At 61.7% G+C, this 12,715-nt stretch carries 13 protein-coding genes; 6 read left to right on the top strand and 7 right to left on the bottom strand.

Annotated elements, in window-relative coordinates; all coding sequences use genetic code 11:
- Window positions 1–15 precede the first annotated feature (15 nt).
- Window positions 16–867 (bottom strand): glutathione-dependent disulfide-bond oxidoreductase, encoded by an 852-nt coding sequence (gene yghU / locus O2N64_RS00210; RefSeq protein ID WP_271078297.1) that lies wholly within the window; start codon window positions 865–867, stop codon window positions 16–18.
- Window positions 868–954: 87 nt separating this feature from the next.
- On the opposite strand from yghU, the gene O2N64_RS00205 reads away from it, so the two are divergent.
- The 4 genes from O2N64_RS00205 to O2N64_RS00190 all read left to right on the top strand — a co-directional run bounded on the left by O2N64_RS00205 (window position 955) and on the right by O2N64_RS00190 (window position 5,112).
- Window positions 955–2,391 (top strand): MFS transporter, encoded by a 1,437-nt coding sequence (locus O2N64_RS00205; RefSeq protein ID WP_271078296.1) that lies wholly within the window; start codon window positions 955–957, stop codon window positions 2,389–2,391.
- A 70-nt stretch (window positions 2,392–2,461) separates the two neighbouring features.
- Complete coding sequence (locus O2N64_RS00200) at window positions 2,462–3,481, top strand: DNA topoisomerase IB (RefSeq protein WP_271078295.1); 1,020 nt, start codon at window positions 2,462–2,464, stop codon at window positions 3,479–3,481.
- A 46-nt stretch (window positions 3,482–3,527) separates the two neighbouring features.
- Window positions 3,528–4,490 carry an oxygen-dependent tRNA uridine(34) hydroxylase TrhO gene (gene trhO / locus O2N64_RS00195; protein WP_271078294.1) on the top strand — a complete coding sequence of 321 codons (963 nt, stop codon included), beginning with the start codon at window positions 3,528–3,530 and terminating at the stop codon, window positions 4,488–4,490.
- Window positions 4,483–5,112, top strand: coding sequence for a glutathione S-transferase (locus O2N64_RS00190; RefSeq protein WP_271078293.1), 630 nt, complete (start codon window positions 4,483–4,485; stop codon window positions 5,110–5,112). Before trhO ends, O2N64_RS00190 begins: the two co-directional genes overlap by 8 nt.
- 3 nt (window positions 5,113–5,115) lie before the next feature.
- Here O2N64_RS00190 and O2N64_RS00185 read toward each other — a convergent pair whose 3' ends face one another.
- The 6 genes from O2N64_RS00185 to O2N64_RS00160 form a co-directional block, all read right to left on the bottom strand.
- On the bottom strand, window positions 5,116–6,162 hold the full coding sequence (locus O2N64_RS00185; RefSeq protein ID WP_271078292.1) for a serine hydrolase domain-containing protein: 1,047 nt from the start codon (window positions 6,160–6,162) through the stop codon (window positions 5,116–5,118).
- A gap of 76 nt (window positions 6,163–6,238) precedes the next feature.
- Window positions 6,239–7,018, bottom strand: a complete 780-nt coding sequence (locus tag O2N64_RS00180; RefSeq protein ID WP_271078291.1) for a helix-turn-helix domain-containing protein — start codon at window positions 7,016–7,018, stop codon at window positions 6,239–6,241.
- The gene (locus tag O2N64_RS00175; protein WP_271078290.1) at window positions 7,018–8,094 is read right to left on the bottom strand and encodes a branched-chain amino acid aminotransferase; all 1,077 of its coding nucleotides are present in this window, start codon (window positions 8,092–8,094) and stop codon (window positions 7,018–7,020) included. The genes O2N64_RS00180 and O2N64_RS00175 overlap by 1 nt, the downstream gene beginning before the upstream one ends.
- A gap of 66 nt (window positions 8,095–8,160) precedes the next feature.
- A complete protein-coding gene (locus O2N64_RS00170) occupies window positions 8,161–9,147 on the bottom strand; it encodes a peptidylprolyl isomerase (RefSeq protein ID WP_271078289.1) in 987 nt (328 codons plus the stop codon).
- A gap of 732 nt (window positions 9,148–9,879) precedes the next feature.
- Complete coding sequence (locus O2N64_RS00165; protein ID WP_271078288.1) at window positions 9,880–10,518, bottom strand: hypothetical protein; 639 nt, start codon at window positions 10,516–10,518, stop codon at window positions 9,880–9,882.
- Entirely contained in the window at window positions 10,437–11,054 is a 618-nt protein-coding gene (locus tag O2N64_RS00160; RefSeq protein WP_271078287.1) for a hypothetical protein, read from the bottom strand. The genes O2N64_RS00165 and O2N64_RS00160 overlap by 82 nt, the downstream gene beginning before the upstream one ends.
- A gap of 67 nt (window positions 11,055–11,121) precedes the next feature.
- Here O2N64_RS00160 and O2N64_RS00155 point away from each other — a divergent pair, with 67 nt between their 5' ends.
- Together O2N64_RS00155 and O2N64_RS00150 are read left to right on the top strand one after the other, a co-directional pair.
- Entirely contained in the window at window positions 11,122–11,892 is a 771-nt protein-coding gene (locus O2N64_RS00155; RefSeq protein WP_271078286.1) for a TlyA family RNA methyltransferase, read from the top strand.
- Window positions 11,893–11,999: 107 nt separating this feature from the next.
- The gene (locus O2N64_RS00150; protein WP_271078285.1) at window positions 12,000–12,551 is read left to right on the top strand and encodes a TspO/MBR family protein; all 552 of its coding nucleotides are present in this window, start codon (window positions 12,000–12,002) and stop codon (window positions 12,549–12,551) included.
- The last annotated feature ends 164 nt before the right edge of the window (window positions 12,552–12,715 follow it).

Raw genomic sequence — 12,715 nt, 5'->3', positions numbered from 1 at the left:
CGCACTATTTGCGGGTCAATCGAGATTGAGGCCGTCGAAGTCGGATGCGGAGTGCCGTTCGGGGAGTCTTTTGTCCTCATCTCCCCATGACCGGTTGACCGCGCGGCCGCGCTTGAAACCGGGGCGGGCGGCGATTTCTTCAGCCCAGCGCATCACGTTTTCATAGCTTTCGATTTCGAGGAAAGTCTTGGCGTCCTCATAAATCGTGCCTTCGGTGAAGGGCACCAGCCAGGGCGCTGTGGCGATATCGGCCACGGTATAATCGTCTCCGCCAAGGAAGCGCGTTTCGCCGAGCCGCTTGTCCGCGACATCGAACAGGCGCTTTGTTTCCATGGCATAGCGATTGATCGGATATTCGTATTTCTCGGGCGCATAGGCATAAAAATGGCCGAAACCGCCGCCGATGAACGGCGCGCTGCCCATTTGCCAGAATAGCCAGCTGAGCACCTCGGCGCGGGTGTGATCGGTGGGGAGAAACTTGCCGAACTTCTCTGCGAGGTGGACGAGGATGGCACCGCTCTCGAATACGCGGATTTCGCGTTCGCCGCTGCGATCGAGCAGGGCGGGGATTTTGGAATTGGGATTGATATCCACAAAGCCGCTGCCGAACTGGTCGCCATCGCCGATATTGATCAGCCATGCGTCATACTCGGCGTCCGAAATTCCCGCTTCGAGCAGCTCCTCGAACATTACCGTCGCTTTCACCCCATTGGGCGTGGCGAGTGAATAGACCTGGAAGGGATGTTCGCCCTGCGGAAGCTCTTTCTCTTGCCGTGCGCCAGCGGTAGGCCGGTTGATATTGGCAAATTTGCCGCCGCTTTCGGTCGGCTTCCAGACTTTGGGCGGAGTGTAGGTGGGGTCGGACATTATTGGCTCCTTTGCGGGCGAACGTGTGATCTCGCAGATGGTGCCATCTCGCAGCAAGACAAACAGGCAGTTCTTGCGCTGCTCCAAGTGCAGCTTTTCGCGCGTTTGCATAAGCGAGCGTTCGCGCGCATAGTCCTTGCGGGGTCGCGTTCCATACGCAGGGGGGCGCGTATTACAGATCTTTCGACCAGCCCGGGCTGGATCCTTTCGCGCAGCCGCAATTTGCGCCTGGCGACACTTTTCATCCTCTATGTTGCACAAGGTGTGCCCATCGGGCTGTTCTGGTTCGCGGTTCCCGCCTGGATGGCGGCGAATGGTGCGGGCGCTGCTGAAATCGGCTCGGTCATGGCGCTGACGGCACTGCCATGGACCCTCAAGCTGGTGAATGGCTTCATCATGGATCGGTACACCTTCCTTGCGATGGGAAGGAGGCGCATCTGGATCATCGGCGCACAATTGGTGATGATCCTCTTGCTGTTCGCCTGCGCTGCTGTCCAGCCGGAGGTGACCGATATCCTGCTCCTCGGGGTCGCCGGTTTTGTCGTGAACATGGCGACCACATTCCAGGACGTTGCCGTGGACGGGCTCGCGGTCGATATCATGGAAGAGGATGAGCGCGCTCGCGGGAGCGGCATGATGTTCGGCGGACAGGCGATTGGTATTGCTGTCGCGGCGGCAGCCACCGGCTATGTGATCGCCAATCTCGGCCCTGCGGCGGCGTATCTGCTATCGGCAGCATTTATTGGCCTGATCACACTCTACATGATCGTGCTGCGTGAGCGGGAGGGCGAGAAACTTCTTCCCTGGACCGGAGGGAAGACGCACCCGCGCAATCTCGATGTACAACTCGGCGCGTGGTGGCCGATCTTCAAGAACACGTTCCGATCTCTGCTGCTGCCGGTCAGCCTGCTTTGGCTTCCGGTGCTGCTTGTTCGCGGATTCCATTATGGCATGTTCACCGCGATTACGCCGGTTATCGGGGCAAGCGAAGTCGGCTGGGACGAGGCATCGATAACCGGTCTCGTCGGAATGGCGCAGCTTATCGGGGGTGTGCTCGGCCTGACCCTTGGGGGATGGCTGGGTGACCGTTTGGGCGCCAAGCCCACCACCATCCTGTTCTTTGTGTGCTACATAGCTCTCAGCATGACCATGTTCGCGACGCAGGACATGTGGAGCGATCCGTCACTGTTCCGCGGTTTCGTGTTTGCCTGGTGCGCGCTCGATACGCTGATCACGGTATCCGCATTACCGATTTCGATGCGGCTGTGCGATAGCCGCGTGGCCGCGACGCAATTCACGCTCTACATGGCGTGCAGCAATTTCGGCATATCGATGGGTGCTTGGATATTCAGCTTGTCCGACGGCTTGGGCGGGTTGCCGGTGATGTTCCTGATCGTGCTGGTCCTGCATCTAATCGGGCTGGGCCTGATGCTGACGGTAAAGTTTCCGCGCCGCGCAGTCGTACCGAAGGAAATCGTCACCAAGGTGGCCGAGGCGCCGGGGCCAAGGCCGGGCATCAGCTAGCCGGGACTTTAGGCTACCTTTACCGATGGCGTAGGAACCGCGTGCCAGATCAGGGCGTTATCCTGCCACGATGGCCAGCGCCCCTCCCAAAATTGTCTATGTCGACGACACCCAGCCCGGCATAACCCGCAAGGGGGCGGGCAAGGGCTGGGCCTACTACATGCCCGATGGCGGCCTGATCAAAGACCGGCTGGAGAAGAAACGGCTGAATGCGATTGCCCTGCCGCCTGCTTATGTGAAAGCGTGGTTCTGCACCAATCCTAACGGCCATATTCTCGCGACCGGTTACGATGCGCGAGGGCGCAAGCAATATCGCTATCACCCCGAATTCCGAGCCTGGCGCGAGGGTGAGAAGTTCGATGGCTGCGTGACCTTTGGCCAGATGCTTCCGGCACTGCGCGAAAAGGTGCAGAAGGACATGCGATCACCCAAGCTGGGGCGGGACCGGGCTGTGGCGGCGCTGGTCAAGCTGCTCGATCTGGGTGCGATCCGCGTGGGGAATACGCACTATTCCAAAGAGAACAAAAGCTACGGCGCAACCACGTTGCAGCATCGCCATGCCGAGGTAACGGGGCAAACACTGCGACTTCGGTTCACCGGCAAGGGCGGCAAGGAACGCGACGTGAAGCTGTCCGATGGCTCACTGGCGCGGGTGGTCCGGCGGATGCAGGATCTGAACGGGCAGGAATTGTTCGCCTGGGTCGGCGATGACGGCGCACCGCAGGATGTCAATTCGGGCCATGTGAATACCTATCTTCGTGAAGTCATGGGCGAGAATTTCTCCGCCAAGAATTTCCGCACATGGCACGCCAGCGTCATGGCCTTTCGCATGCTGGCGGAGGCCGATGAAAAGCTGACCATCAAGGCTGTGCTGGAGCGCGTAGCGGAGCATCTGGGGAATACTCCTGCCGTGACGCGCAAAAGCTATATCCACCCTGCCGTGATCGATCTCGTTTCGCGGCAGGAAGAATGGCGCGCACAGCTAAAATTGCCGCGCGCGACGCCGTTCCTGAACGAATATGAGCGCGGGCTTATGCAGTTCCTGGAAGACAGCCCGGAGGCAGGGCAATTGCTGGCGGCCGCTGCCTGATCTCCCCCTCTGGCACGTTTAGCCGCATGCCGCTAAAGCGCCGCCCATGGCCATCCCGCATCCTCCTACCAACGCTCCCGTGTGTGTCGCCGCGCTCTATCAGTTTACGCGGTTTGACGATCATGCCGCGCTGCGAGAGCCGCTGCTCAGCGTTTGCGAGACGCAAGGCGTGAAAGGCACGCTGCTGCTTGCCGCCGAGGGGATCAACGGGACGATCGCCGGCTCGCGAGAGGGGATCGCCACGGTGCTCGATCACATTCGCAGTCTGCCCGGATGCGAGGCGTTGGAGGTGAAATTCTCGGGCGCGCAGGAAATGCCGTTTCACCGGATGAAGGTTCGGCTCAAACGCGAAATCGTGACTATGGGTGAGCCCGATATCGACCCGCGCCAACACGCCGGCACCTATGTCGATCCGGCGGAATGGAACGCGCTCATCGCCGATCCGGACACAATCGTGATCGACACGCGCAACGACTATGAGGTCGCCATCGGCCAGTTCGACGGCGCGATCGATCCGAAGACCGCCAGCTTCCGCGAATTTCCCGAATGGTTTCGCAAGGAGCGTGAGCGGCTGCTGGGCGAGGGCAAGCAGCCCAAGGTCGCCATGTATTGCACCGGCGGCATTCGCTGTGAGAAATCGACCGCATTCCTCAACAAGGAAGGCGTGGACGAGGTCTATCACCTGAAAGGCGGCATCCTCAAATACCTTGAGGAAATCCCGCCCGAGCTCAGCATGTGGAGCGGCCAGTGCTTCGTTTTCGATGAGCGGGTAAGCGTGGGCCATGGCCTCGCGCAGGGCGAATACGGCCTCTGCCGCGCCTGCCGTCGCCCGGTAAGCGCCGAAGATGCAGCGTCCGATCTCTACGAAGAAGGCGTCAGCTGCCCGGCCTGCCATGGCGAGCGCACCGAAGAACAACGCGCCCGTTACCGCGAACGCCAGCGGCAGGAACGCCTCGCTGCCGAGCGCGGCGAGGAACACGTCGGGCGCGAGGAGAATTTTGATGGCTGATCGCACACTCTACAGCTTCCGCCGCTGCCCCTATGCCATGCGCGCGCGCATGGCGCTGGTGGTGAGCAAGACTCGCTGCGAATTGCGCGAAGTAAAGCTGTCGGACAAGCCGCAGGCGATGCTCGATGTCTCGCCCAAGGCGACGGTGCCTGTGCTGGTTCACAGCGACGGCGCGTTTCTGGAAGAAAGCCTCGACATCATGCGCTGGGCGCTCGGCCACACGGATCCCGAAGGCTGGCTGGAGCGAGACGATCCGGAGCTGATCGCCGAGAATGACGGGCCGTTCAAACACGCGCTCGACCATTACAAATACCCGACCCGCTACGATGACTGCGACCCGCTCCCCCACCGCGGCCGAGGCGAGGAATTCCTGGTTAAGCTGGACGCGCGGATCGCAGGGCAGGGCCAGCTATGCGGAGAGCAGCGCGGCATTACAGATGTCGCGATCTTCCCCTTCATCCGCCAGTTCGCCAATCACGACCGCAAATGGTTCGACGCACTCGACCTGCCGCATGTACAGCAATGGCTCGCCGGGCATCTGGAAAGCACCCTGTTCAAGACCGCGATGCAGCGCGAGAAGCCATGGCAGGAGGGCGATGCGCCAGTGGCAATGGCGCTCTGACGATCAGTTCGAGCCTGCCAATTGCGGCAGGATCAGGTCCTCGAACAGCGCTTCGCTCCAGCCATGCGCCTGTCCCTGGCCGTAATTGGTTGTGGTGATGACTGCGACCGCGTTGAGCTCCGGCACCACAATCACCTTGTTCCCGCCATTGCCGTTCATCAGCGCCGCGCGGTAGGTCTGCCCGCCATTTGCAAAGCTTTGTAACCAGGTGAGATAGCCATAGCCCGTGCCGTCCTGACTGGGAACTGAGACGCGCTCCTGCATCATTTCACTGGCCCAGCCTTCCGGCAGCACGCCTTGCTGATCGTGCAGGAACAGCTGTCCTAGTGCCCCGAGATCGCGCGTGGTCAGGCCCATACCACCACCGCCTTGCGCCAGGCCGAGCGGTGAGAACTGCCATTCAGCGCCGGTGATGCCGAGCGGATCGAAGAGATGCGTCTGCGCGAAATCTTCAAGCTCGCTTCCGGTAGCGTTCTCGATCAGCGCGCCCAGTGTTGCGGTCCCTGCCGTGCAATACTGAAAGGCTCTTCCATAGGGCGCGCTATTCGGTCCCTGAGCCCAGGCCGCAAAACCGCGCGGTGGCAGGTCGAGATAAAAGCCCGGCCAATCCTCGATCGTATACATGCGTTCCTCATGGCCACGCGACCATGGGTTGGAATCATCACACTCGAGCGGGCTACTCATGGTGAGCAGCGCTTCCACAGTCATGGCCGATTTGCGCGGATCGGGATTGGCAGGCGTGTGATCGGGGAAGAAGTCGAGCACCCGCGCATTGACCGAGGGAATGCTCCCCTGATCGATCGCAATGCCAGCGAGCATGGCGGTGATCGTCTTGGTGGCAGATCGCGTGTTGCGCCGTGCGACTGCGCCACCATCGTCATAATATTCCTCGAATATGGTGGCACCATCTTGCATGACGAGCACGCTGGTGGTTCGCCCCACTTCGCCAGATCCGATCCGCTCGCTCACCGCGGAAAAATCCTGTCCGGTAGCGCTCATGGGCATGATCGCGACGAGGGCTGCTGCAGCTGCTGCAAAAGAAAATCTCACTGAATGTTCCATCCGTTTCCTAGGTCCCGTCGCGGGGTTAGGGAAGGGCGGCTGATCAGTATTGTAAATTTCAAAGCTATGCGATCGATCCGCGCCATTGTCCCGGCGGTTGGCCCATTTCCCGCGTGAAAACGCGTGTAAAATGCGCTTGGTCAGTAAATCCGAGCTGGTGGGCGATGGCTGAAAGCGTTTGTCTCTCATCACGCAGCAAAGTGCAGGCACGCTCGATCCGTCGCAAGCGCAAGAGACGCGCGGCAGAGACGCCATAACGCTGGCGAAATGCGCTGGACACGTAATTCACATGGCATTCGGCCAGTTGAGCAAGGTCAGCTAACGTAAGTTCTTCAGGAGCATGGCTGTCCATAATCGCGGCATAAGCCTGCGCGATCCGTGATCCGCAGCGCTGTGTGCCGGAAATGCCGGTGACAATGGCGCGGCCGTGCTCTTCCAGGGCAAGGACCTCTGAATCGCGCAACCTGTCTATTATGGCAAAGCAGGCGGTAATCACTTCATCGCCGCGTAAGATGCGAGGGCAGTCTGTCCCGGGCATATCGGCAGGCAAGTCAATCGCAAGGAAATAGCCCGAGCCACGGGCGAAGCGATCACGATGCCACATATCAGGTGGATTGATCACCAACGCCGCCGTTGCGAGCGGCTCCCGTTCGTCATTGGCAGCGCTGATATAAGTCCCGTTGAAGGCGAAGACGGCATGCGGCTTTCGGTGCCCGTGGGCCACTACCGCTTCTGGTGGGGCGCTTGCTTCCATCAGCTGGAAACGGAGATCACCGCAGCGGCGGTCCACTTCCTGCAGCCCCCAATATCCGGTTGCCGGATTGTGCCCGGCCGCAGTTGCCATCAGTCGATCTTCATCACCCAGCCGTGGGTGTCTTCGACGGTACCGCGCTGGATGCCGACGAGTTTTTCGCGGATCGTGCCGGTCAGCTGGCCGGGGCCGCCTGAGCCGATCGTGAATTCGCCGTCATGGCTCGCCACCTTGCCGACCGATGTCACAACAGCTGCCGTGCCGCAGGCCATCGTCTCGACGAGCTTGCCGCTCTCCGCATCCGCGCGCCACTGGTCGATGGAGTACATCTCCTCGCTCACATCGAGGCCTTGCTCGCGGGCGAGCGTCAGAATGGAATCGCGTGTGATGCCGGGCAGGATCGTGCCGCGCAGGGGCGGGGTGATCATGCGGCCATCGTCGAACACGAAGAACAAATTCATGCCGCCCAGTTCCTCGATCCACTTGCGCTCTGCCGCGTCGAGGAAGACGACCTGGTCGTGCCCCTTGGCGAAGGCTTCCCCGGTGGGGACGAGGCTGGCGGCGTAATTCCCACCGCATTTGGCCTCGCCCGTGCCGCCCGGGGCCGCGCGCGTGTAATCGCTGACCCAGACCGAAACCGCAGGCGCGCCCGATTTGAAGTAATTCCCGGCGGGCGAGAGGATCACTACGAATTTGTACTGCTTGGCCGGACGCACGCCGAGGAAGGCCTCGGTCGCGAACATGAAGGGCCGAATGTAGAGCGCGCCGCCCTCTACGCTGGGGAACCAGTCCTTATCCGCCAGCACGACTTCCTTCACCGCTTCGACGAACAGGTCTTCGGGAAAGTCCGGCATTGCGAGGCGCGCGGCGGACTTGTTGAACCGTGCCGCATTGGCCTCAGGCCGGAACAGCGCCATGCTGCCATCCTGCAGCTTGTAGGCCTTCATCCCCTCGAAAATTTCCTGCGCGTAATGAAGCACCGATGCCGCCGGATCGAGCGAAATAGGGCCGCGCGGGCCGAGTGTGGGCGAATGCCAGCCTTTGCCCTCGTCATAATCGACGGTGATCATGTGATCGGTAAACAGCGTCCCGAAACCGGGATTGGCGATAGCCTGATCGCGCGTGGCGCCGGGGACAGGAGCGGGGTGGGGAAGGCGATTGAACTGCATGCGATGGCGATTAGTGCGAGTCACTGCGTGGGGCAACACCCTGTCGCGTCTCTCGCCGCCGTATGATTACTCCGCCTCGATCGGCACGACCGGCACTACGTTCTCGCAAACATCCGCTGCGGCATATCGCACTGAGTAGAACGGGTTGGGTTGGACGAGGCGGGCTAACCACGCGTCGTGGCTCGCCGTTCCCGTGCGCAGCATCCGATAGCGCGGTCTTTCGGCCTCCGGCATGTCGGAAACGAGGGTGTAACGCGTGAGCATCGGCACCTGCGCCGGATCGCTGTAGACGCCGCCGGGGCCGGTCGCTGCGGGCAGGTCCTCCAGCAAATCCATGCCTTCGATCACCTTGCCGACAAAGCCGATGTTGCGGTCCATATTGCGCCGCTCTGTCTGGAGAACGGCATAAAGCGCGCTGCCGCTGCCCTGATTGTCCATTCCGCGCGCCACACCGACGGTTGAGCGGCAGAAGATCGGCCACATGCTTGCCCCATCGCTGCCCATCACCCAGCCATCCACCAGCCGCACTTCCGGGGCAAAGGCATCGCAAATGCCTGCGGGGCCCGAGGGTGTACGTTCGCACTGGTCTGGCGAAGCACTCGCGGCGAGCGGGGCGATAAAGCTGCCCGGGGCGGGCTCCAGCAGGAAATCAGGCTCGTCCGGCTCTTCTGTTCCGGGCTCGCTCGGTGGGATGATCCCCCACTGAGCCACGAACGGCGGGATGACGCGGTATATCCCCGCATCGGCCCAGTACCCCTGCCGCGCAATCGCGCGGACATTCGTAGTCCATGCCGTGCCAAAGCCGATGTCGGCAAGGCGGATGACAACGCGATTTGGCTCAGCGCCTTCCTCGCTCGGCCATTCCATGACCAGCAAATCCTCTGGTGCGATTTCCTGCCAGTCGGCATCCGGTGCGGCGGCGAAGAATTGCTCCGAACTGCGCATGTCGGGCTCTGCGACAGCCACGGGTTCCGGCGTAGTGGCGCATGCGGCAAGGAGCGCTGCAAGGCTCGCCGCAGCAAGCGCACGCGTTGCGAATGATCCGCTTTTCATGGGCAAAGTCCTCATCTCTTCCAATCCGTAGTGCAGCTTTGTGAGCATGCTGGCACGGCAGTTTCGAGAGGCCAACCTTAAAAGACGCTTCAAAAATGAGAAGACCAGCCGCACCTGCGTGAAACTGGTCCCAACAGAGCTTCAGAAAATGAGAAGGCCAGCTTCACCTCGGTGAAACTGGCCTTCGCATGGTCAGCGGTCGTTACACCGCCAACGAAGCCTTACTCGGCGAAAAAAGCCTACCGAATATGCTCCGCACGGGTCGTTTCCGACCTCCCTGCTGAACCATGAGACATCGGATCACCTCCTTTCGCGCTTGAAAGCCAAGAGCCGCCTTTTCACCGGGGCCCAAGACCTGCGATCATCGCCGGTCTTGATGACTGTTGTGAATCGCCAGAGTCGGTAAAACAAGTCTTGAATTATCTTTTTTCACAGGGATAATCATTGCTTCGTTTTTCGGATATCTTGGTTTTCCGCACGCCCATCCGGGCGCGCGTCCTCGCTATACGCGCTCCGCTACGCTGCGCGCCCGCTGCGGGCGGCCGTTCGGCCTTGCGGGCTAAGCGCCCGTGCTCCGCGACGCCGATTGACTGAAGAGCTGGGTTCGGTGGCCGAAGGTCAGCGACAGCGAGCAACCGCGAAGCCCGCAGGTGCCGCGCAGCGGGAACGAAGTCCCCGCGAAGCGAATAGCACCGAGGACGCGGCCACGGATGTGGCCGCATGAGACAAATATTACCCCCTACAATCCTCCATCACCCGGGTGATTTCCGGATAGGCGGGGACGTAGATCGGTTGCGTGCCGGGGACATCGACGGCGAAACGGCCTTTGGAAAAGGCGATCGCATCGAGCAGGCTGTCATTGGGTGACAGCTCCACCGTGATGAGCGGCGCGACATCGTTTACCGGAGTGGCGGTCAGCGTGCGGTCCTGTGTTTCTGTGCGGATCAGCATGTTGACCTGGCCGCTCGCTGTGCCGGATCGCGCGATGCCGACGCGGCGAGTGGCTAGATCGCAGCGGACGATCAGTTCCACCGTATCGGGCGTGCGACCCGTTCCGAACACGGAGAGCGTTTCCAGCGGCTCTGCCATGTAGGACCAGTCTCCCGGCGTTTGCCGCTCATCCTGCCATGCCTCGACGATCGGCACCGATTCCTGCGGCTGGGCAGCTTGAGGCGCGGTCACGCGCGCTGGCGTCTCGGCGGCTGCCGGCGTGGACGGCGGCAGCGGGGTCGGTTCGGGCTCGGGCGCATTGCAGGCGGAGAGCGCCAGGGCGCCGATCAGGGCAGAACTCAGCGAATAGGTGCTTCTGACGGTGCGATCACCGCATCGGGTGTTTCCTGCGCTACTGGTGCGGCTGCCATTGGATTGCATCGATCAAGTACCCTGCGAATGCCCGGATGGGTGGGAAATTGGGAAGGCTGGCCCTGCGGAGAGGTCAGCATGAAGACACCCCCCTGATCGGCGAGCGACTGGATAATGGCAAGCCCTTGATTCACCTGCGCTGTCAGTTCGGGCAGAACGCCGCCCGATGGCAGCATGTCGATCCGCGCCGCTTCGCCGCCTGCATCAAGCCGCCATGCCTGCGGGCCACCGGCTGTAGCGGCGACAGATAGGGTGACTGCATCATAAGTCGGATCACATGTGACGGTAACGGCTGGTTGCTCACCGACCGCAGCATACTGCGCGCGCACGCCCATCGCATCTTCGTTGATGCTCCATGATCCGGGCACAAGTGCCGTGCCATCGGGGGCGACGGTTGCGGCGGCGCCGGGTGTCAGCACCGGCGCGGGCGCTTCGGCCACGGCCCGCTCAGGCCCTCCCATCTCCGGTTCGGAATTGCATCCGGCGAGCAGGATGGCGCACACGGTGATGCTGCAGAAAGGCGCGGATTTGCGGGTGAGGTGCACTGGCGATTGAACCCTTCACGATAAAGAATCTGGCCTTGCGGCGTCTCGGCCACTATCGCTCACCCGCATGGCCGAACGCAAGCCTTCACGCAGCCGGATCGATCAACTGCTCGTCGCTCGCGGCGAGGCGGAAAGCCGCACGCGGGCGCAGTCGCTGGTGATGGCGGGGCTGGTATTCGCCGGGCCCCCGGGAAAGCTGCAACGCATTGCCAAGTCCGGCCAGCAAGTATCTGAAGATTGGGCGATAGAAGTGCGCGGGCGCGATCATCCGTGGGTCGGGCGAGGCGGCATGAAGCTTGACCATGCGATCAGGCACTTCGGCCTTGATGCGAGCGGCGCGGTGGCGATGGACATCGGCAGTTCGACCGGCGGGTTCACGCAGGTGCTGCTCCATCACGGGGCGGACCACGTCTTTGCGGTCGATGTCGGCACCAACCAGCTTGACTGGAAACTGCGGCAAGACGACCGGATCACCGTTCTCGAACAGACCAATGCCCGCGCGCTCACTCCGCAGCTGATCGACAGACCCTGCGACTGGGTCGTTTGCGATGCGAGCTTCATCGGTCTAGCCAAAGTGCTGGAAGTCCCGCTGCAGCTCGCCGCGCCGGACGCGCGGGTGGTGGCACTGATCAAGCCGCAATTCGAAGTTGCCAAGCATGAAGTCGGCAAGGGTGGCATCGTCCGCGATGAAGCATTGCACACCCGCGTATGCGATGAAGTCACCGCGTGGCTGGAAGAAAGCGGCTGGCGCATTGCAGGCCTCACCGAAAGCCCGATCACCGGCACTGAAGGCAATGTGGAATTCCTCGTCCATGCGGTGCGCGGATCGTTTTCATGATCGCGCGAAGTGACCTGTCTGCGGACAGTTCCTCTGTCCAAGCTTGCCCAAGCGGCGCTGGCTCGCCACAAACTTGCCTCAGACGAATCACTCGTGTCGGAGCCTGAATGAACCGCCTTGCTTCTCCCGCGCAATTGCGTGCCAGCCTGATCCGCTGGGCTCTGTTCCTTGTGCCGCTGACAATGCTGCTCGGCTTTCTTGCGGGCACGGTGGGCGGCGACGCGGATAGCGCGTGGTTCCAGTCGCTCGACAAGCCGAGCACTTTCCCGCCGCCCGCGACTTTCGGCATCGTCTGGACCATCCTTTATGCGATGATGGGCTTTGCCTTCGCGATGGTATGCGCCGCCTGGGGATCGCGCCTGCGCACATGGGCGATCATCGCCTTCCTGGTGAAATTCGCGATCAACCTCACATGGTCGCCGATTTTCTTCGGACAGCAGCAGATCGAGGCTGCGCTCTATGTGATCATCGCGCTGGACGTGGCACTGATCGTGACCGTGGTGCTGTTCTTCAAAGTGCGCAAATGGGCGGGGATCTTGCTCCTGCCGTATCTCGCGTGGGCCCTGTTCGCGACACTGCTCAACTGGCAGTTCCTGCAGCTCAATCCCGACGCGACGCCAATGGATGACACGGGCGCAGTGCAGAGTTTTGAGATTTAGGAATCGTTAGTTTGCGAAGCCGCATCCGCGGCTTCGTCCTCGCTAGACGCGCTTCGCTCCGCTACGCGCCCGCTGCGGGCGGCCGTTCGGCCTTGCGGGCTGACCGCCCGTGCGCCGCGATGCTGATGGGCTGATGCGCTGGTCTCGCTGGCCGCAGGTCAGCG

It is taken from the genome of Aurantiacibacter sp. MUD61, assembly GCF_027912455.1.
Classification (GTDB): Bacteria; Pseudomonadota; Alphaproteobacteria; order Sphingomonadales; family Sphingomonadaceae; genus Alteraurantiacibacter.
This window is presented reverse-complemented; position numbering and strand designations above follow the sequence as displayed.

Excerpts from the sequence above, each read along its gene's own strand:
- O2N64_RS00175 (WP_271078290.1), bottom strand. The coding sequence starts at position 8,094 with ATGCAGTTCAATCGCCTTCCCCACCCCGCTCCTGTCCCCGGCGCCACG.
- O2N64_RS00155 (WP_271078286.1), top strand. The coding sequence starts at position 11,122 with ATGGCCGAACGCAAGCCTTCACGCAGCCGGATCGATCAACTGCTCGTC.
- O2N64_RS00150 (WP_271078285.1), top strand. The coding sequence starts at position 12,000 with ATGAACCGCCTTGCTTCTCCCGCGCAATTGCGTGCCAGCCTGATCCGC.
- O2N64_RS00180 (WP_271078291.1), bottom strand. The coding sequence starts at position 7,018 with ATGGCAACTGCGGCCGGGCACAATCCGGCAACCGGATATTGGGGGCTG.
- trhO (WP_271078294.1), top strand. The coding sequence starts at position 3,528 with ATGGCCATCCCGCATCCTCCTACCAACGCTCCCGTGTGTGTCGCCGCG.
- O2N64_RS00190 (WP_271078293.1), top strand. The coding sequence starts at position 4,483 with ATGGCTGATCGCACACTCTACAGCTTCCGCCGCTGCCCCTATGCCATG.
- O2N64_RS00200 (WP_271078295.1), top strand. The coding sequence starts at position 2,462 with ATGGCCAGCGCCCCTCCCAAAATTGTCTATGTCGACGACACCCAGCCC.
- O2N64_RS00165 (WP_271078288.1), bottom strand. The coding sequence starts at position 10,518 with ATGCAATCCAATGGCAGCCGCACCAGTAGCGCAGGAAACACCCGATGC.
- O2N64_RS00170 (WP_271078289.1), bottom strand. The coding sequence starts at position 9,147 with ATGAAAAGCGGATCATTCGCAACGCGTGCGCTTGCTGCGGCGAGCCTT.
- yghU (WP_271078297.1), bottom strand. The coding sequence starts at position 867 with ATGTCCGACCCCACCTACACTCCGCCCAAAGTCTGGAAGCCGACCGAA.